Source organism: Pseudomonas paraglycinae, assembly GCF_021601625.1.
GTDB lineage: Bacteria > Pseudomonadota > Gammaproteobacteria > Pseudomonadales > Pseudomonadaceae > Aquipseudomonas > Aquipseudomonas paraglycinae.
On the sequence record NZ_BQHR01000008.1, the window covers coordinates 182,561 to 202,561 of the forward strand.

Annotated in this window: 14 protein-coding genes; 4 read left to right on the plus strand and 10 right to left on the minus strand. The window is 60.6% G+C overall.

All coding sequences use genetic code 11. The features are described from left to right. Window positions 1-27: 27 nt before the first annotated feature. Both L6D82_RS14095 and L6D82_RS14100 read right to left on the minus strand, forming a co-directional pair. Window positions 28-822 carry an iron-containing redox enzyme family protein gene (locus L6D82_RS14095; protein ID WP_007950902.1) on the minus strand — a complete coding sequence of 265 codons (795 nt, stop codon included), beginning with the start codon at window positions 820-822 and terminating at the stop codon, window positions 28-30. Window positions 823-868: 46 nt separating this feature from the next. Further along, window positions 869-3,331: an EAL domain-containing protein gene (locus tag L6D82_RS14100; RefSeq protein ID WP_236189706.1), complete on the minus strand. Its 2,463-nt coding sequence runs from the start codon at window positions 3,329-3,331 to the stop codon at window positions 869-871. Between the two features lie 220 nt (window positions 3,332-3,551). Here L6D82_RS14100 and L6D82_RS14105 point away from each other — a divergent pair, with 220 nt between their 5' ends. Then, window positions 3,552-7,706 (plus strand): hypothetical protein, encoded by a 4,155-nt coding sequence (locus L6D82_RS14105; protein WP_236189712.1) that lies wholly within the window; start codon window positions 3,552-3,554, stop codon window positions 7,704-7,706. Window position 7,707: 1 nt separating this feature from the next. Here L6D82_RS14105 and L6D82_RS14110 read toward each other — a convergent pair whose 3' ends face one another. The 5 genes from L6D82_RS14110 to L6D82_RS14130 form a co-directional block, all read right to left on the minus strand. After that, the gene (locus L6D82_RS14110) at window positions 7,708-9,525 is read right to left on the minus strand and encodes an ABC transporter ATP-binding protein (protein WP_102717094.1); all 1,818 of its coding nucleotides are present in this window, start codon (window positions 9,523-9,525) and stop codon (window positions 7,708-7,710) included. Beyond that, complete coding sequence (locus L6D82_RS14115; RefSeq protein WP_236189875.1) at window positions 9,518-10,120, minus strand: DsbA family protein; 603 nt, start codon at window positions 10,118-10,120, stop codon at window positions 9,518-9,520. The genes L6D82_RS14110 and L6D82_RS14115 overlap by 8 nt, the downstream gene beginning before the upstream one ends. Before the next feature lie 35 nt (window positions 10,121-10,155). Beyond that, window positions 10,156-11,097 (minus strand): oxygen-dependent tRNA uridine(34) hydroxylase TrhO, encoded by a 942-nt coding sequence (gene trhO / locus L6D82_RS14120; RefSeq protein WP_011335384.1) that lies wholly within the window; start codon window positions 11,095-11,097, stop codon window positions 10,156-10,158. 117 nt (window positions 11,098-11,214) lie between these two features. After that, window positions 11,215-11,514, minus strand: a complete 300-nt coding sequence (locus tag L6D82_RS14125) for a BolA family protein (protein ID WP_007950896.1) — start codon at window positions 11,512-11,514, stop codon at window positions 11,215-11,217. A 12-nt stretch (window positions 11,515-11,526) separates the two neighbouring features. Further along, complete coding sequence (locus L6D82_RS14130) at window positions 11,527-12,045, minus strand: DUF2059 domain-containing protein (protein ID WP_007950895.1); 519 nt, start codon at window positions 12,043-12,045, stop codon at window positions 11,527-11,529. 193 nt (window positions 12,046-12,238) lie between these two features. On the opposite strand from L6D82_RS14130, the gene L6D82_RS14135 reads away from it, so the two are divergent. Further along, window positions 12,239-13,633, plus strand: coding sequence for a class II fumarate hydratase (locus L6D82_RS14135; RefSeq protein WP_039770582.1), 1,395 nt, complete (start codon window positions 12,239-12,241; stop codon window positions 13,631-13,633). Between the two features lie 36 nt (window positions 13,634-13,669). Here the strand turns inward: L6D82_RS14135 and L6D82_RS14140 are convergent, their stop codons facing one another. After that, on the minus strand, window positions 13,670-14,629 hold the full coding sequence (locus L6D82_RS14140; protein ID WP_129972539.1) for a DMT family transporter: 960 nt from the start codon (window positions 14,627-14,629) through the stop codon (window positions 13,670-13,672). 215 nt (window positions 14,630-14,844) lie between these two features. On the opposite strand from L6D82_RS14140, the gene L6D82_RS14145 reads away from it, so the two are divergent. Continuing rightward, complete coding sequence (locus tag L6D82_RS14145; RefSeq protein ID WP_085745022.1) at window positions 14,845-15,045, plus strand: DUF6316 family protein; 201 nt, start codon at window positions 14,845-14,847, stop codon at window positions 15,043-15,045. Here the strand turns inward: L6D82_RS14145 and L6D82_RS14150 are convergent. Continuing rightward, window positions 15,042-16,226: a thiolase family protein gene (locus L6D82_RS14150; RefSeq protein WP_102686488.1), complete on the minus strand. Its 1,185-nt coding sequence runs from the start codon at window positions 16,224-16,226 to the stop codon at window positions 15,042-15,044. The two genes, L6D82_RS14145 and L6D82_RS14150, sit on opposite strands and share 4 nt — an antisense overlap. Window positions 16,227-16,328: 102 nt before the next feature. Beyond that, window positions 16,329-17,843, minus strand: a complete 1,515-nt coding sequence (gene pap / locus L6D82_RS14155) for a polyphosphate:AMP phosphotransferase (RefSeq protein WP_102686489.1) — start codon at window positions 17,841-17,843, stop codon at window positions 16,329-16,331. 173 nt (window positions 17,844-18,016) lie between these two features. Here pap and mnmC point away from each other — a divergent pair, with 173 nt between their 5' ends. Further along, a complete protein-coding gene (gene mnmC, locus L6D82_RS14160; protein ID WP_236189713.1) occupies window positions 18,017-19,999 on the plus strand; it encodes a bifunctional tRNA (5-methylaminomethyl-2-thiouridine)(34)-methyltransferase MnmC2/FAD-dependent 5-carboxymethylaminomethyl-2-thiouridine(34) oxidoreductase MnmC1 in 1,983 nt (660 codons plus the stop codon). Window positions 20,000-20,001 lie beyond the last annotated feature (2 nt).

The following is a 20,001-nucleotide window of genomic DNA, read 5'->3' on the forward strand; positions in this document are numbered from 1 at the left end:
CCCGTTTTTTTATGGATGTCGCCGAAATCAGCTCTCGACCAGCGCCCGACGTTCACGCCCGACTAACACCCGCTCCGACAGTTCGAGCTGCATGCAGCGCTCGAGGAACAGGTACATGTAGTCGTAGCTCTTGCAGATGGCCTGTCGCAGCTCAGCCTGCAGGGCTTTGCTCGGATTCAACCCGGCCAGGGTGCAGATGATCTCCAGCGCTTCCCACGGGTGGGCATCATCGTACTGGGCGTGCATCTTCAGCCATTTCATGGCCCGCTTTCGATCTTCCTCAGGGAAGGCCGCGGCGTAGACACCCGTCGAACACACCAGCGCCGACCACTCCCCGGTCGCGCCTTCGATGGCGTAGTTGGTGGCCGCGATGGCCACGATCAGTGAATCCGCCGAACTGGTGTGCCAGCACCAGTGGCTCAGGGCATGCAATTCCGGTGGCACTTGCTGCGCCTGCAGGTCTTCCAGGCTCACCCCATGGGCCCGGCTCCAGTGCAGCCAGTAATCGGCGTGGTTGAGTTCGACGCGAATGTTGCGCATCAACCAGCGCCGCGCCATGTCTTCACCCGGATGACGGGCGAATTTGGTCTTGGTGAGGTTCTGCGCCATGTACAACGCGAATTGCTCAACGACGGGCCAGCCCCCGATCAGGTACTGGCGCATGGTTTTGGCGCTGAGCTTGTTATCACGCATGCGCAGATAAAGTTCATGTTCGACAACCCGGCGTTTGCTCTCGCTGCAATCCTGGATCAACTGTTGCGCCCAGGCGGGATAACTTGCAGCTTCCATGAGTGGTCCGGTTCGGTTGAATGTGTCGATCACTGTTCGGCTCCTTTTGATTTGTGATTGTACGGATCGGCAAGAGACTTCAACGGAACGTGCCAGGCGCCTTGAATAACAACGGCTGCGGTCTGGCGGGCCGACTTTGCAAACTGTCACAGGTAAACAACTGCGGGCGTTCGATGACATAACCCTGAGCGTAATCCACGCCGATTTCAAGCAATGCCTGCTCGATCTGCGCTGTTTCGACAAACTCGGCAATTGTCTGCTTACCCATGACATGCCCGATGTGATTGATCACTTCGACCATTGCACGGTTAATCGGGTCGTCCAGCATATCCTTTACGAAACTCCCGTCGATCTTCAGGAAGTCTACAGGCAAATGTTTCAGATAAGCGAATGAAGACATTCCGGCACAAAAGTCATCGAGTGAGAAATAACAACCCAAGCCTTTGAGTTCATTAATAAATCTGATTGCACTCCCGAGATTTGCAATGGCACTGGTTTCTGTAATTTCAAAACAAATCATTTCAGGCGGTACGCCGTAGTTATCAAACTGCTCGCGTAGAAAGTGCAAGAACGCGTCATCTCCGATAGTAATGCCTGAAAGATTAATCGCACACATTGCCAGAGGGCCTTCGCACTCTTCGTTAATACATTGAGCAATAACCTTAAATACATTCTGCACAACCCAGCGATCCAGCGACGTCATCAAACCGTAACGTTCCGCCGCGGGTATGAAACTGTCCGGCAGGATCATCCGGCCTGCCTCATCGTGCAGACGCAACAGGATTTCGATGTGCCCGCGGGTGCCACCGGCAACCGAACCCAGTGGTGCGATTTCCTGGGCGTAGAGACAGAAGCGGTTTTCCTCCAAAGCCATATGCAGGCGTTGCACCCAAGCCATCTCGCCAAAACGCAGGGACAGTTCCGAGTCGTCGGCGTGGTAGACCTGCACCCGGTTGCGGCCCTTTTCCTTGGCCATGTAGCAAGCCATGTCGGCGGCCCGCAACGAGGCCTCGAGGGTGGTCGGGTTCTGTGCGACGTGCACCAGACCAATGCTGACGGTGGTCAGGAACGGCCGCCCCTTCCAGACGAAATGCAGGTTTTGCACGGTCTGACGCAGGCTCTCGGCGATCTTCTCGGCCGCCTCCGGTGCGCAGTTCTCCAGCAGGATGCCGAACTCGTCGCCGCCCAGCCGCGCCAGCGTGTCGCCCTCACGCAAGCCCGATTGCAGCAACGCGCAGATATGGCGCAGCAACTCATCGCCTGCCGCGTGCCCGCAGGTGTCGTTGACCAGCTTGAACTGATCCAGATCGAGGAACATCAGCGCATGTCGCCCGGCCTGCCGCGTCAGGTTGTGCAGGGCCTGTTCCAGGCGGTATTCGAACTCGCGACGGTTGGCCAGGCCGGTCAGCGCATCGTGGGTGGCCTGCCACGACAGATTGGCGATGTATTGCCGCTCCTGGGTCATGTCATGCAACACCAGCACCGTGCCGCTGACCTTGCCGGCATTGCGGATCGGCGCGCCGACCAGGGTCACCGATACGGTGCTGCCGTCCAGTCGCTGGATCAGCTTCGAGTGTTCGCTGCCGCCGGTGAGCTGGCCGCTGAGAATGTGCTCGATCAGGGTCAGTCCTTCGGTCTGGGCATTGTCGTCCAGCAGATTGAACAGTGCTGCCAGCGGCAGACCGGCAGCCTGCCCGGCCTTCCAGTGGGTCAGCGCCTCGGCGGCCGGGTTCATGTAATCGATCGCCCCGCTCACATCGGTGGTGATCACCCCGTCGCCAATCGAATGCAGGGTCACATGGGCCCGATCCTTTTCCAGTTGCAACGCTTCGGCGAAGGCATGCCGCTGTTTGAGCAGCTTGCGGGTGCGCAGCAGTGCCAGCACGATCAGGCCCAGCGCGGTGGCGAGGTTAGTGAACAGCAGCAGGCGCAGGATCATCCGCGAGCCTTCACCCAAGGCATCGCTGAACGCCTTGGCGGCCGGGGTCACGCCATCATTGATCGCAAAGATCCGGTCTTTCCAGCGGCGGATATCGGCTTCGGTGGCGGCATTGGCGGTGATGCGCTGATGCATCTCCTGCGCCACGCCGTCGAGTTCCACCAGATAGGCGTCGCCCAGCGTCCAGCGGTCGATGGCGGTTTCCAGATAACTGAAGTGACGAAAGTTCAGGTACAGCCAGATCAGACTGGAAACGTCGTCCGGATGGTTACCGCCCTTGAGAATGCCCTCACGCGCCGCTTGAAGGTCGGGCGGTTGCTTGTCCAGCGCCAGGCGCAACTGGTGACCGCCCTGAGGCACGGCAATGGCGTTCTGGTACTTGAGATAAATCGCTTCGTCGCGACTGTCAGCGTACAGGTTGAGGTAATAGATCGCGTCTTTCTGGCCCTTGGACCAAAGGCTTTCACCAGCGACATAACCGCGAACGGCCGACAGGACGTAAAGACTCACGCCCCCCAACAAGGCTTGAAACAACACGACGGCGATAAATGGCCAGACGATGCCCAGCAACCGAGGCGTTCCGAGAGTCCGCTTTTGCTTCATGGAGTTCCTTGCGTGGTCACTGCCTGATTGTCCGTCTCTATCAGACCAACCCCCAAAGACTAGGAGGCGTTCGGGGTTCCGGCAAGCGGCGGATCCGCCTCAGTTCAGGACAAACGCCGGATAGACATATGTACAGCCACGGTCGCTGGCGGCATCGATCTACTGGGCACTTCAGGCATCCAACCCTCTGTAACGGGAATGCCTTCACAAGGAGTGTGATATGCCCTCGACGTTTTCAGCTTCAACCGACTTATCGACAACCGCAGAAACCAGCGCCATCGAGGCGCTTGGACTGGATACCGGCCCGGATATCGAATCCCTGATTCCCCAACCGACCGGCCGGGACCGCAAAAGGTCCAAGGCAGCCCGAGTCGCAACACCGGCTATTGCACCCGCCATGACCCTCGAACAGTACATGGCACAACGCATCAATGGACGAATGCTCGACACGGTCAAAACCTTTTTGATCGGCAAACCTTCGCTGATCCGTCATTTGAGTGGCGATATCCTGCGGCTCGCCGACACGGACGAACTGCGCGCGACCCCTTCGGTTTTCCTCCAGCGAGTACTGAATTCCCCCGAATCACTGGACCTGACAGAACGGCTTCTGAAAAGGCTCAAATGGTTCGGTGCATCCCCCGGCGAACAGACGCCGCCGTCCGTGCGCTATCAGTTGTCATGCAAAGCCATCTGCCTGCATTTGCATGCGCCGTCTCCCGACGAGTCGCAGGAGCTCGCCGGATTCCACTGGCAAGACCCTGCTCACTGGGGCAAAAGCTACCAGACCCTGCGCCGCGATTTCGAACAGCATTTGCTGCGTACCCGACGAGTTGCCACTACCAAAGAGGCGATCCTGCTGGCCCAGATGTTTCAACATCGCCTGTCGAAAGACTTTGCCGTGCGCGATATCCCGCCCGAGCTTCGTTACAAGACGTCGATCGTGTGGGTGAACTTCATGCACGGCGTGCTGCTGGCCGAGGTGCTTGGCCTGGATCAGTCGCAACCCTTGTCTTTCCAGCAACTGGTCAGTTTGCCTCTGGAACGCAGTACTGGCGCCTCCCCCGCAGAGCTGGAAACAATTGCACGACTGCGAATAGGCCCCGCCCTTGAATGGGCGGTGTGCACTGGCGTCATCCCGGCGCGAGCGGCATCCGGTCACGATCATGAAGACATCAAGCGAGCGCTGACTGCGCTGGAAGAACAAAGCGAAAACCTGAACAAGGCCGTGATGACGCTGGATTCAACCCCGCCTGACCGGATACAGATGGCCAGGGAGGTGCTGGCTGACCGGTTCAGTGGTTTTACGTTCAACAAGGACGGACGCAAGTTGATGTCTGCCGATCCGAGCCATAGTCATTCAAGAGCACCACTGGACCAGAAGAATCAGCAGGGCCACGACTTTCTGGATGTCTATGCAGACGGCCAACTCGATGGCGAAAAGCGATGGATTGTCTCCATGCCCGACGGCAAAACGCGATCCACCACAGCACTCCGGCTGGATGAGCAGCGCGTCCTCTACGCCGAGCGTGAAAACTCGCGGGGTGGTTATGAACGGGTAAATGCAGATGACTACAGCTGGGCCGGCAAATCCTTGCCGGATATCAATGCGCAGTTTGAAAGCGCCTTCAACCAATATCTGGCGACGATCAGGCCGCCCTATCAGACCTTGATCGCCAGCTTGCTGACTTCACTGCCAGCGAGCGAACGTCAGGCATTGGCAATGGGTGAAATCGAGTTGTTGGGGATGCGTCGAAAATCAGTACCCAACGAACCGCCGGATCTGACCCGGGCCAGGAAGGGCTTCGTTATAAAAGTGACCCACCAGGGAAATATTGCCTACTACGAGCTGATCCCGAGTGCCGGCGTCATTCGCCTTCGACCCACCTTGAGGTTTTCAACCGTCAATGGCGTTCGGACCGAGTTTGCCTTGCACGCCACCATCCCCGGGCAAACCTATTCACCCGAGCGTGACATCAGTACTTCGTTGCTGCTCGACTGGTCGGCCCATCTCCACGGCAGGACACCTGCCGCCCGGGGGGCCTACATCGGCTACCTCGACACCGTGGGCACTATAGCCGCAGCCTCCATGGGTACCGAGACCGATGCTGCGACGCTGACATCACGACTGGACGCACTGGCCAACTACATCGCGACAAACTACCTCTACGTCGATGAAGAACACCTGCGCCAGCAAGCCCGAGGCATGACAATCTTCGACAGCCACAGGGCGAAGATCGAGAAACGGCTGGAAGTATTCGTGACGATCGTCAAAGGGTTCGTTCCTTTCTGGGGCAGTATCGAGGACCTGCTCTCCGACGATGTCAAAAGCAAAGCCCTGGGCGGAATCGGACTCCTGTTCGACCTGGCTTCGTTCCTTTGCCCGATCGGCAAATTCATCTCGGGTTCGGTGCGCCTGCTCCGCGCCGCTGCCGGCACCACTCGCATGGTCGTCAATGCAACGCTGCCGCCGTTTTCGACATTGGCCCGCCAACTCCTCACCCGCTCACTGGCAAACCTCAACCCACTGGACGGTATTCCCTCGCTGCTCAAGGGTCTGGGAAGCGGTGCCGGAAAAGGGCTGCTCTTCATCGGCGGAGTGAGCGTTGTCGGCATCAGAAAACTGACGGGAAAGGCCGATGGCTTCCGCTTGGTCCAGAATCTGCCACAAGCCATCGATCCCGGGGACTGGAAGCCGCTGACGAACGGTGATCAGCTCGCGACGGTCAACGGTATTGATGATGTACTCCTGCGCCATACAGATTCTTCGGGACTGGAACGCTTTCATCTGGTCGACCCGATGACCTCCCTGCCCTACGGCCCGCGCCTGCGCAACAACGGCAAAAATCTCACGCAAGGTCGATCCGGCTTCAAGACATTGCCCCCGAGCGAAACCCACGTCGTTGCGCAAGTTCCAGAACACGCCCATGTTCGTGAAGTGCTTGAGGTCGATGGTCGAACCACGCTGCTGATTGATGACATCCCTTATCGACCGGACGGCAACCAACTGCGCCGCGCCGACCTGATCGATGATCAGTCGCTACTCAAAGCCCTGCCCTGCAGAGTGCGGCGCATGCCGGGGTCGGACGCCTGTAAAACGAGCTATGTCACCCGCAATCCGGCCCCCACGCCAGCCAACGGCACTTACGACACGGATAAAGGCTGGGCACCCTGGTTCGGGGACAGCATTTACACTCCGGCCACAGCGGGTCGAGCGATGCTGCTCGAGTTCCTGAAAAAGAAAAGCAGACACCCGGCGGTGATAGCGTTTCAAAAAGGGATTTACGGGAGGATCAAAGTGGATATCCCCTTCGGCACCCGGAATCAGTTCGACACCTTCGAGGCCGGCGCCATCATCGTCCCCGCTATCGACGACTCAAGGCACTATGTGTTCACCCGACTGGACGCCGGATCCTTCTACATCGCCGAACTGCCCAAAGGTCAGAGCCTCACCACTCCGTTGACGCTGCGCAAGGCCAATACCCTGCCTGCCAATCTGAAGGGTGAGCTGATGACGGTGTACACCGGGTCTCTCAATGCCAACAACATGGCGAGAATCTACGGTATTCCAGCCGTAGAACGCGCCCTCGAAACCATGGAGAAAATTGCCATTCGCATTGGTGGTCATGCGAACCCGCCCGACACGCTCAAACTGCTTAAAGTCGATACCAGCCCCGGTGAAGCGGTGTTGTTCGATCATTCCACACGCATGATCGTCAACCGGCTGCCGGACGGTGCAGCATCCTGGTCACGTAGCAGGGATGCTTCAGACAGCTTTCGCCAACGAACCGCCGATATCTTCGATACGCTGTTTTGCGAGAAAACCATCAATATCCAACAAAGCGCCGACCTGAAAATCAATCGGACAATGGACAAGTTGCAGGCGCTGCTCCCGTCTCGTTTACAGGGACAGAATCCGAGAAACATCGCCTACGCCGACATCCTGACTTCGAACGGCAAGCGCGAGGTGTATGTCAGCGTTTCCGGAGCGCAAGGACTGACCGGGGAACTGCCTTTGTTCAAGCCTCCATTCGCGCCGGACAAAGTGATCATCGGCGACACCACCTACTTCAATATCGACTTCGACCAGACCTTCAACAGAACCTCACTGGAAGTCTCGAGCAAAGGGCAATTGGTGGCGATTCCCCATACGATAAAGGACATCGACACCTACACGCCTGCGCTGACCCGTCGGCCGACCTCTCTGGACAGCGAGGCCAAACTGATCAGTGTGCTTCGCAAGAAATACCCCGAAAACCACATGATCGCTTCGGTCGACGTGGCTACAACCATGCCTCCATGCACCAGTTGTTCAGTGATCGTCAAAGAGTTTGGCTACGACGGCACGGCCAACGCACTGGAGGTGCTATGGAAATGATCTACAACCTCTGCAAATGCCCATAAAGCTTGGCGTACAACCCGCCATCGGCAATCAGTTGCTGGTGGTCGCCGTCTTCGGCCACTTGCCCGCCGTCGAACACCAGCACCCGATCCGCCTGCTTCACCGCTGACAGGCGGTGGGCGATGATCAGCGTGGTGCGGCCATGGAGAAAGCGCGCCATGGCCTGGTGCAGGTTGTATTCGGTGGCGGCGTCGAGGGCTGACGTCGCTTCGTCGAGGATCACCACTTTGGGTTCGGCGAGGATCATCCGCGCGATGGCCAGACGCTGGCGCTGACCGCCGGACAGACGCACGCCGGCGCGGCCGACGATGCTGTCCAGCCCGTCCGGCAAGGCGCGGATGGTGGGTTCGAGCTGGGCGATTTCCAGTGCCTGCCAGCAGGCTTCATCGCTGCGGGTGCGGCCCATGGTCAGGTTGGCGCGTACGGTGTCGTTGAACAGCGCCGGATGTTGCAACACCACAGCCACGTTTTCCCGGACCGTTTCCAGGCCGATTTCCTGCTGGGTCGATCCGCCGAAACGGATCGTCCCGGCCAGTGGCGTGTAAAGGCCCAGCAGCAATTGCACCAAGGTACTTTTGCCGCCGCCACTGGCGCCGACAATCGCCACTTTCTCGCCCGGCGCGATGGACAGGTTCAACTGATCCAGCACCAGTTCGTCGCCGTAACCGAAGCTCAGACCCTGCACCTGAATCCCGACGGTATCGCGGCCCTTGAACGGGTCGACGCCGCCGGGGTATTGCGGCTCGTCGGCGCGGGCCAGCAGTTCGTTGATCCGCGACAGCGCACCGCCCGCCGCGTAATAGGCGTACTGCAGGTTCAGCAGTTGTTCGACCGGGCCGATCATGAACCACAGGTAGCTGAACACCGCGAGCATCTGGCCGATCGACAGGTCGGAGAACAACACCGTCAACATGGCCGCCGCGCGGAAAATATCGATGCCGAACTGGAACAGCAGACCACTGGCGCGGTTCGACGCATCGGTCTTCCACTGCGAGTTAACCGCGTAGTTGCGCACTTCCTGCGCACGCAGACCCAACCGTCCGAGGAAGAAGCCCTGCCGGTTGCCGGCGCGCACTTCCTGGATCGCATCGAGGGTTTCGCTCAGCGCCTGGGTGAAGCGCGAGGTGCTGTCGTTCTCCAGTTTCTTCAGGTGCTTGACCCGTTTGCCCAACTGCACGGTGGCGTAGATCACCAGCGGGTTGAACAGCAGGATCAGCAGCGCCAGCTTCCAGTGCATCCACATCAGGATGCTGGCGGTACCGACCAGCGTCAGCATCGCCACCAGGAAACGGCTGAGGGTTTCGCCGACAAACTTGTCGAGGGTATCGAGATCGGTGACCAGGTGCGTGGTAACCGTGCCGCTACCGAGGCTTTCGTATTCGCCGAGGGAGATCCGTTTGAGTCGTTCAATCAAACGCACGCGAATGCGATAAACGATGTCCTTGGCCAGCCGCGCAAACAACCGCGCCTGCAACACGCCAAAACACAGGGCGCTGCAGCGCAGGGTCAGCGTCACCACCAGCATCAGGCCGATGTAGCCCGCCGCTTGCTGCCACATTGAGGGCAGCACGTGGTTCATGACTTTCAGCGCGGCATCGCCGTGGCCGAGCAGGACTTCGTCCACCAGCAACGGCAACAGCAGAGGAATCGGCACGCTGCACAGCGTCGCCAGTACGGCCACGCCGTTGGCGATCCACAGGGATTTTTTGTGATGAAGTGCCAGTCGCCGGACTTCAGCCCAGCTCAGCCGGTCGACACGCTTGACGGCTGGCGTGTCATCGGCCGGGTCAGACACAGACCGCGCGCTCCAGCCATCGACCGAGCAACGGCGACAGTTCACTGAGCGGCTGGTAGCCGTTGGTCAGCAACGCCAGTTGGCCGTTGCGTTCGGCGAGCAGGGTCGGGAATCCGGCGATGCCCAGATCCTGCACCCAACTGAAATCGGCCTGGGTTGCCTTGTGCTGATCGGCATGATCGAACAGCGCAGCAAATTCGATGCGCGGGACGCCGGCCTGCTCCGCCAGCTCCACCAGAACGCTGGCCTGGGTGACATCGCGACCTTCAGCGTAAAACGCGTGCTGGATCAACCCGACCAGTTTCCACGCGCAATCCGGTGCCAGGCTGCGCGCGGTGACGATGGCCCGGCAGGCAGGTTCGGTGTCGTAGACAAAGCCGTCCGGCAACGCGCCTTCCAGCTTGAACGGCTGTCCGGTGGCCTCGGTGACCGCCTGCCAGTGTTCGAGAATGTAGCGCCGGGTGGTCGGCTCCAGCGCCGCACCACTGCCGGTGCGCAACCCGCCGACCACCAGGTGCAGTTCCACCCCGGCTGCCTGCGCCTGCTCCACCAATGCCTTGGCGACCGGGGCAAATCCCCAGCACCACGAACACATCGGATCCATCACATAGAGCAGGCGTGCAGACATGATTAAGCCTCGGTGGATGCTTGCTTATAGTTGTAGCCGATCGGGTGCGGCATGTTGCGCGCTTTTGCCAGTTCGATCTGTTTCTGGCGGTCGATCGCACTGCGGCGAGTCTTCTCGCTCAGGGTGTCCCAGCAGTGCGGGCAGCTGATGCCGGCCACGTAATGCTCGGAGGCGCGATCTTCAACGCTGACCGGGGTGCGGCAGGCATGGCACTGATCGTAGTCGCCTTCGCTCAGGTCATGGCGCACGGTCACGCGGTTGTCGAAGACGAAGCAGTCGCCCTGCCATTTGGTTTCTTCCTGCGGCACCTCTTCGAGGTACTTCAGGATACCGCCCTTAAGGTGGTAAACCTCTTCGAAGCCTTCGCCAAGCATGTAGCTCGAAGCTTTTTCGCAGCGAATGCCGCCGGTGCAGAACATCGCGACCTTCTTGTGCACGGCCGGGTCGAAGTGTTCTTTGATGTAGTCGGGGAATTCGCGAAAACTGGTAGTTTTCGGATCGATGGCGCCTTCGAAGGTGCCGATCGAGACTTCGTAATCGTTGCGGGTGTCGATCAGCAGCACTTCCGGATCGCTGATCAGCGCGTTCCAGTCCTTGGGCTCGACGTAGGTGCCGACCTTCTTGTTCGGGTCGACGCCTTCGACGCCCAGGGTCACGATCTCTTTCTTGAGCTTGACCTTGGTGCGATAGAACGGCTGCTCGTCGCAGTACGATTCCTTGTGATCGATATCGACCATGCGCGGATCGTTGCGCAGCCAGGCCAGCAGGCCGTCGATGCCTTCGCGGCTGCCGGACACCGTGCCGTTGATGCCTTCTTCGGCGATCAGCAGGGTGCCTTTGATGCCGTTGTCGACCATCGCTTGCAGCAGAGGCTCGCGCAGGTTGACGTAATCTTCGAGGGTGACGAACTTGTACAGTGCCGCCACGACAATCGGTTGTGTCATGGGTATTTCTCCAGGTGGCTACCCTCGTAAAGGGTGAACCGGATGCGAAAAAAAACGCGCCGGGTGAGCGGCGCGTTGCGGATTCTAGCAAAAAACCTCAGTTCATTGCTGCAAGGCTCAATGCTTGCTGCCGCCGGCACAGGTCGGCGACGCCGGAGCGACGCCTGTCTCTGCCCATTCCTGCGGGGTGTAGGTATGCAGCGCCAACGCATGGAACTCGCCCATCAGCTCGCCGAGCGTGCCGTAGACTTTCTGGTGGCGCTTGACCCGGTTCAGGCCTTCGAACTGCGCACTGACCACCACTGCCTTGAAGTGGGTCTGCAACCCGCGACTGTGCATGTGGCTTTCGTCCAGCACTTGCAGATGCTCAGGCTGAAGCAGCGCCAGCGTCGATTCGATGCGTTGTTGCATGGTCATCACGAACTCCGCTTACTTCTTCTTGGCCGGAGCCGCGCCTTTCGGTGCCAGCTCGTTGGTCATGTCGTCCAGCAGCTTGTTGACCACCGGTACGGCGCTTTCCAGTTTGGCCTGGGTCATCTGGGCCGATTGCTGGGTCAGCTGCGGCATTTTTTCCAGAACTTTCTTGCCCAGTGGCGACTGGTAGAACGCAACCAGGTCTTTCAGCTCGGATTCGCTGAAGTTGCTGGTGTAGAGCTTGACCATGTCCGGTTTCAGCTTGTTCCAGCCAATGGCCTGATCCAGAGCGGCATTGGCCTTGGCCTGATAGGTATCCAGAACGGCTTTCTTGGATTCCGGCGCCTTGGTCTGTTCAAAACGCTGGGCGAACATTTGCTGAACCTGCATGTACACCGGAGTGCCCAGCTTGTCAGCGTGCGCCAGGGTCAGGAAAGCTTCGGCACTGGCGTTGTGGCTGGCGGTATCGGCAAGCACCTGGCCGCTGGCGCAAACCAGGGCAACCGCGGTGCAGATGGCACGAAGACGAGTCATCGAGTTTCCTTTTCAGCTAGGCGAGGTAAAACCCCAAGGGCGACCATTCTGCGCCTGAATAACGCTGCGGCTCAACCCCCGGGCCTTGCCGTGCTTGATTGGCGGGGATTTGCCGGTCAACAATCGACCGGATGGAACCACCCGGGCCGACACCGGCCTAAACTGCGCAAACAGACCAACAGGAGTGTGCACGATGAGCCGTATCGAAACCGACAGCCTGGGCCAGATCGAGGTCCCGGACGACGCTTACTGGGGCGCTCAGACGCAACGCTCGCTGATCAACTTCGCCATCGGCCAGGAACGCATGCCCTTGCCGGTACTGCACGCACTGGCCCTGATCAAGAAAGCCGCGGCCCGGGTCAACGACCGCAACGGCGATCTGCCTGCCGACATCGCCCGCCTGATCGAACAGGCCGCCGACGAAGTGCTCGACGGCCAGCATGACGACCAGTTCCCGCTGGTGGTCTGGCAGACCGGCAGCGGCACCCAAAGCAACATGAACGCCAACGAAGTGATTGCCGGCCGCGCCAACGAACTGGCCGGTAACCCGCGCGGCGGCAAGACGCCGGTGCACCCCAACGATCACGTCAACCGCTCGCAGAGCTCCAACGACTGCTTCCCCACCGCCATGAGCATCGCCACTGCGCAAGCGGTGCAGACCCAACTGTTGCCGGCGATCGCCGAGCTGTCGGGCGGCCTGGCCGAACTGTCGGCGCGACACATGAAACTGGTGAAAACCGGTCGCACCCACATGATGGACGCCACGCCGATCACCTTCGGCCAGGAGATTTCCGGTTTCATAGCGCAGCTGGATTACGCCGAACGGGCAATTCGCGCGGCGCTGCCGGCAGTTTGCGAGCTGGCGCAGGGCGGCACCGCGGTCGGCACCGGGCTCAACTCGCCGCACGGTTTCGGCGAAGCGATTGCCGCTGAACTGGCGGCGTTGTCCGGCCTGCCGTTCGTCACCGCACCGAACAAGTTCGCCGCCCTCGCCGGCCATGAGCCACTGACTACGCTGTCCGGTGCCCTGAAAACCCTCGCCGTGGCGCTGATGAAAATCGCCAACGACCTGCGTCTGCTGGGTTCCGGTCCGCGTGCCGGTTTTGCCGAAGTGCGCCTGCCGGCCAACGAACCGGGCAGTTCGATCATGCCCGGCAAGGTCAACCCGACCCAGTGCGAGGCGTTGTCGATGCTCGCCTGTCAGGTGCTGGGCAACGATGTGGCGATCGGCATCGCCGCCAGTCAGGGTCACCTGCAACTGAACGTGTTCAAACCGGTGATCATCCATAACCTGCTGCAATCGATCCGCCTGCTGGCCGATGGCTGCAGCAATTTCCAGCAGCATTGCATCGCCGGGCTTGAGCCGGACGCCGAAGTCATGGCGAAACATCTGGAACGCGGCCTGATGCTGGTAACGGCGCTGAACCCGCACATCGGCTACGACAAGTCGGCGGAAATCGCCAAGAAGGCCTACAGCGAAGGCAAGACTCTGCGTGAAGCGGCGCTGGAGCTGGGTTATCTGACCGATGAAGAGTTCGATGCCTGGGTGCGGCCGGAGAACATGATCGAGGCCGGGGCCAAGGGCTGAGTCATCCCGATCCTTCCCGTGCCCGGCACGGGAAGGTCATCCGACCAACAGTTTCGCCCGCCGGGCCTTGAGCCCGGCAATCAGCGAAGGCCCGAGCGCCACCAGCGCCGAACCCAGCACCACCAGCACCGCCCCGGCATACCCCAGCAGATTGATTTGTTCGGCGTGCACATATTCAGGCCACACCCCGGCCGCCACGGCCACTGCACCGAACGTCACCAACGGCGTGATCGCCAGCGTCGCACTGACCCGTGAGGCTTCCCAATGCGCCAGCGCCTCGGCAAACGCGCCGTAGGCGATCAGGGTGTTCATGCAGCACGCCAGCAACAGCCAGCCCTGCAACGGGTTCAGCGACAGTGCTTCGAGCGGATGCACCCAAGGCGTCAGCAACAGGGCGCAGAACAGGTAGATCACCATCATCACCTGCAGCGAATTCCACACCGTCAGCAATTGCTTCTGACCCAGTGCGTAAAAGGTCCAGACCGTCGACGCCAGCAGCACCAGCAACACGCCAGCGGTGTAGTCGGATAAAGACGTGAGCAATTCAGCCAGACGTTGATTGAAGAACAATGCAAAACCGATCAGCAGCACTGCCAGACCAATGCCCTGACCAATACTGAAGCGCTCCTTGAACACAAACAGACTGGCGATCAGCAGCATGATCGGCCCCATCTGCACCACCAGTTGCGCAGTGCCGGGGCTGAGCAGGTTCAGGCCCATCAGGTACAGCACGTAGTTGCCCACCAGCCCGAGCACCGCCATCAGCACCAGCCAGCCGCCCTTCGGCCCGAGCACTTTGCGACTCGGCAACCTTTTGGTCGCCGCCAGATAAAGGAACAGACAGCCGCCGGACACCAGCAGGCGAAACCAGGTCACCGTGACCGGGTCCATCACCACCAGCACCTGCTTGAGCTTGATCGGCAGGATTCCCCACAGAAACGCCGTCAACAACGCCAGGAACATGCCGTACACCCAACGACCCGATGAAACGTGCATGAGAACCCCAAGCGCCAGAGACAGGAGCGCTCATTCTAGGCGCACAGCCCCTGCCCGACACAGGGACAGTTGCGCTCCAGCCGCAAATGAAACTGTGCAGGTCGCAGCAGAAAATTGACGATGGGCCGTTGATCGGCCGGCCGGGCAAGGTAAGTGGTTCAGGCATAAGCTTCTTGGATCCAGCACGGGACATCACTCACCAAGGAGACCCCGTCATGTTAGGCATGCGCGCCCAGGACACCGCCCCCGCCACGCACTTTCGCAGCGACCGCGTGTGCCGGGTCAACGGCGAACTGTATTTCAGCACCCGGGAAAACACCCTCGAAGGGCCGTTCGACAGCCACGAGAAAGCCGAGCAGGAAATCCGCGCGTACATCGCGCGGATGCAGTTGATGGATTCTGGCAGGTCGAACTAGCGTACGGCCTCAAACAACCCGGTCGCGCCCATCCCGCCGCCCACGCACATGGTCACGATCCCGTAACGCAGATTGCGCCGCTGCAACTCGCGCACCAGATGCCCGACCTGCCGTGACCCGGTCATGCCGAACGGGTGGCCGATGGAAATCGAGCCGCCGTTGACGTTGTACTTCTCGTTGTCGATTTCCAGACGGTCACGGGCGTACAGGCACTGCGAGGCGAACGCTTCGTTCAATTCCCACAGATCGATATCCGCCACCTGCAAGCCTTTGGCCTTGAGCAGCTTCGGCACCGAGAACACCGGGCCGATGCCCATTTCATCCGGCTCGCAACCGGCCACGGTGAACCCACGGAAAAACGCCTTAGGCTTGAGCCCCAGTTGCAGGGCCTTTTCCAGGCTCATCACCAGCGTCATCGAGGCGCCGTCGGACAACTGCGACGAGTTGCCGGCAGTCACCGAACCGTCCTCGGCGAACACCGGTTTCAACCCGGCGAGGCTTTCATAGGTGGTGTCCGGGCGATTGCAGTCGTCGCGATCGACGAGGCCGTCGAGGATCTGCACCTCCCCACTGTTCTTGTCTTCAACACGGTACTTCACCGCCATCGGCACGATTTCATCGTTGAACAGGCCGGCAGCCTGCGCCTGGGCGGTGCGGATCTGACTTTGCAGCGAGTAACGATCCTGGGCTTCACGGCTGACGCCATAACGGCGCGCCACCACTTCGGCGGTCTGGCCCATGGTGTAGTAGATGCCGGGCGTCTGCTGCTTGAGCAACGGGTTGATCAGGTGATCGGTGTTGACGCTTTTCAGGGTCAGGCTGATCGACTCGACGCCGCCGGCGACGATGATGTCGCTGCAACCCGAAGCGATCTGATTGGCGGCAATCGCAATCGCCTGCAAGCCCGAAGAACAGAAACGGTTGAGGGTCATGCCGGCGGTGCCGGTGCCCAATTGGGAGAGCACCGCCACGTTGCGGCCAATGTTGTAGCCCTGGGCACCCTCGTTGGAGCCGGCGCCGACGATGCAATCCTCGACGCTGGCCGGGTCGATGTCGTTGCGCGAGAGCAACGCATTGACGCAATGGGCCGCCATGTCATCGGGACGGGTCTGGTTGAACTTGCCGCGAAAGGACTTGGCCAGGCCGGTCCGTACGCTGTCGACGATCACCACTTCACGCATGGCATACCTCATTGTTGCAGTCGGTTGAGAGTGGACCGAGCATAAGTCCACCCAATCGCCGACCGCGACAATCATTCACCTCGCGTATGCGGGCCCATCGGTTCAGTCCTTGTGCTTCTTGGCTCGCTTGTCGGATTTCTCGAACGCTTCTTCCAGCGCCCGGTTGATCGTGCGCAGCACCTTGACCCGGGCCCAGCGCTTGTCATTGGCCTCGACCAGGGTCCACGGCGCAATTTCGGTGCTGGTGCGGTCGACCATGTCGCCCACGGCAGCGCGATAGGCGTCCCACTTGTCGCGGTTGCGCCAGTCGTCTTCGGTGATCTTGAAGCGCTTGAAGGGGATTTCTTCGCGCTCCTGGAAGCGCTCCATCTGCGTGTCCTTGTCGATGGCCAGCCAGAACTTGACCACGATCACCCCGGCATCGGCCAGTTGCTCCTCGAAGTCGTTGATTTCGCCATAGGCACGCATCCAGTCGGCGGTACTGCAAAAACCTTCGACCCGCTCCACCAGCACCCGGCCGTACCAGGAGCGGTCGAACACGGTGAATTTGCCCCGCGCCGGGATGTGCCGCCAGAACCGCCACAGATACGGCTGCGCCCGCTCCTCTTCGGTGGGCGCGGCAATCGGCACGATGTTGTACTGACGCGGATCGAGCGCCGCCGCGACCCGGCGAATCGAACCGCCCTTGCCCGCCGCATCGTTGCCTTCGAACACCGCCACCAGCGCGTGACGACGCATGCGTTTGTCACGCATCAGCCCCGACAGTCGCGCCTGCTCGGTGATCAGTTGTTCTTCGTAGTCTTTTTTGTCCAGACGCTGGGTCAGGTCGAGGCTGTCGAGCAGGTTCAACTGATCGACGGAAGTCCCCAACGGTGCAGCGTTGACCTCATGGGGATGCACATCGGGACGCTTCAAGGCGTTTTGCAGCCCTTCGAGCAGAATCTTGCCGACCGTCAGGCTGCGGTAGTACGGGTCGACACCCTCGATGACATGCCATGGCGCGTAATCGCGACTGGTACGGCGCAACACGCGCTCGCCGTATTTGACGAACTTGTCGTAGGTCTGCGATTGCTGCCAGTCCAGCGGGCTGATGCGCCAACTGTGCAGCGGGTCATCGGCCAGGGCCTTGAGCCGCGCCTTCATCTGTTTCTTGGACAGGTGGAACCAGAACTTGAAGATCAGCGCGCCTTCATCGCAGAACATCTTTTCCATGCGCTCGGCGCCGGCAATCGCCTGATCCAGTCGCGGATCCTTGAACAAGCCGTGGACCCGGCCCTGCAACATCTGGCTGTACCAGTTGCCGAAGAAAATCCCCATCCGCCCCTTGGCCGGCAGCATCCGCCAGTAACGCCAGGCCGGTGGCCGCGCCAGCTCTTCGTCGGTCTGCTGGTCGAAGGTGCGCACTTCGATCAGGCGCGGATCCATCCATTCGTTGAGCAGCTTCACCGTCTCGCCCTTGCCGGCGCCTTCGATGCCGTTGATCAAAATGATCACCGGGAAACGCTTCTGCTGCTGCAACTCGAACTGGGCTTCGAGCAAGGCTTCACGCAGGGCGGGCACGGCGGCTTCGTAGGTGTCTTTGTCGATGGCGTGACCGATTTCAGCGGATTCGAACATAGGGACGGCTCCTTCCAGGATTCAGCAAGACTAGCGGATTGGGCTCTGGCGCGGCACAGAAATTCCCGCCGGCGGCGGATTGTCCTTGAGGGATCGTCAGCAAGGCTTGCCATGGATCAAGCGCCGCCTGCGTGATCGGCTAGAATGGCCGCCTTGTCGTTGCCGAGCCTGCCATGAAACCTGTAATGCCCCACGCCCAACTCGACTGGGATGACCAGGGACGCCCGCGTTCGCGAGTGTTCGACGATGTGTATTTTTCCGACCAGTCGGGGCTCGATGAAACCCGCTACGTGTTCCTTGAACAGAACCGTCTGGCCGAGCGTTTTGCCGCGCTGTCGGCGGGTGGGCGACTGGTGATCGGTGAAACCGGCTTCGGTACCGGGCTGAATTTTCTCTGCGCCTGGCAGTTGTTCGAACAGCATGCGGTGGCCGGTGCGCGGCTGCATTTTGTCAGCGTCGAAAAGTTTCCGTTGAGCCCTGCCGACCTGCAACGGGCGCTGGCGTTGTGGCCTGACCTGAAGCCATTCTCCGATCAGTTGCTCAAGCATTACGTGGCAATTCATCAAGGTTTCCAGCGCATTGTTCTGGATAACGGTCGTGTGACCCTGACGCTGTTGATTGGCGATGCACTGGAGCAGTTGCCGCAACTGGATGGCCAGATCGACGCGTGGTTTCTCGACGGTTTCGCCCCGGCGAAAAACCCGGAAATGTGGACCGCCGAACTGTTCGCCGAACTGGCGCGATTGGCGGCGCCGGGCTCGACCATCAGCACGTTTACCAGCACCGGTTGGGTGCGGCGCTTGCTCAACGCCGCCGGCTTCAAGATGAAACGCACGCCGGGCATCGGCCACAAATGGGAAATCCTGCGCGGCGAATTTCTCGGCTGGCCCGAGGGTGTTGCGCCACCTGCGGCGGCAAAACCGTGGTTCGCCCGCCCAACAGCGTTGACAGGTGACCGTCGAGCCCTGGTGATCGGCGCCGGTCTGGCCGGTTGTGCCACGGCAGCCAGCCTTGCAGCACGGGGCTGGCAGGTCAGTCTGCTGGAACGGCATGACGCGGTGGCCCAGGAAGCTTCGGGTAACCCGCAAGGCGTTCTGTATCTGAAACTGTCCGCCCACGGCACCGCACTGTCGCAGTTGATTGTCAGCGGTTTCGGCTACACCCGTCGCCTGCTGGAAACCCTGCAACGCGGTACCGACTGGGATGACTGCGGCGTGCTGCAACTGGCGTTCAATGAAAAGGAACGCGAGCGTCAGGCGCAACTGGCGGCGGCGTTTCCCGAAGACCTTCTGCAATGGCTCGATCAACCCGACGCTCAGGCCCGCGCCGGGATCGGTCTGGCCCATGGCGGTTTGTATTATCCCGAAGGCGGCTGGGTGCATCCGCCCGCATTGTGTCAGGCGCAAGCCGCACAACCGGGCGTCACGCTGCTCACCCATCAGGAAGCCATTGAGCTGCGCAAGCTTGACGGTCAGTGGCAGGCCTTCGACGGTGAACGATTGATCGCAACAGCCCCCGTCGTGGTGCTGGCGGGTGCTGCCGAAATCAAGCGTTTTGCCCAGAGCGCCGACCTGCCCCTCAAGCGCATTCGCGGGCAGATCACTTGCTTGGCGCAGACCACACAAAGTCAGGCGCTGAGCACGGTGGTCTGCGCCGAAGGTTACGTAGCACCGGCACGCTTTGGCGAACACACCCTCGGCGCCAGCTTCGATTTCAATAACGACGACCTGACCCCGACCACCGCCGAACACCTGGGCAATCTGGCGATGCTCGAAGATATCTCCACCGATCTGGTCGCACGCCTGCACATCAGCGAACTCGACGCGGACAGCCTTGAGGGCCGCGCCGCCTTCCGCTGCACCAGCCCCGACTACCTGCCGATTGTCGGCCCGCTCGCCGATCGCGAGGCCTTCACCGCGGCCTATCGCGCCTTGAGCAAGGATGCCCGGCAAGTGCCGGACACTCCGTGCCCGTGGCTGGACGGTCTGTACGTCAACAGTGGCCACGGCTCACGCGGGTTGATCACTGCACCACTGTCTGGCGAGTTGCTGGCCGCGTGGCTGGACAACGAACCGCTGCCGCTGCCAAGAGCGGTGGCCGAGGCGTGTCATCCCAACCGTTTTGCCTTGCGTGAACTGATTCGCGGGAAGGCCTGAGG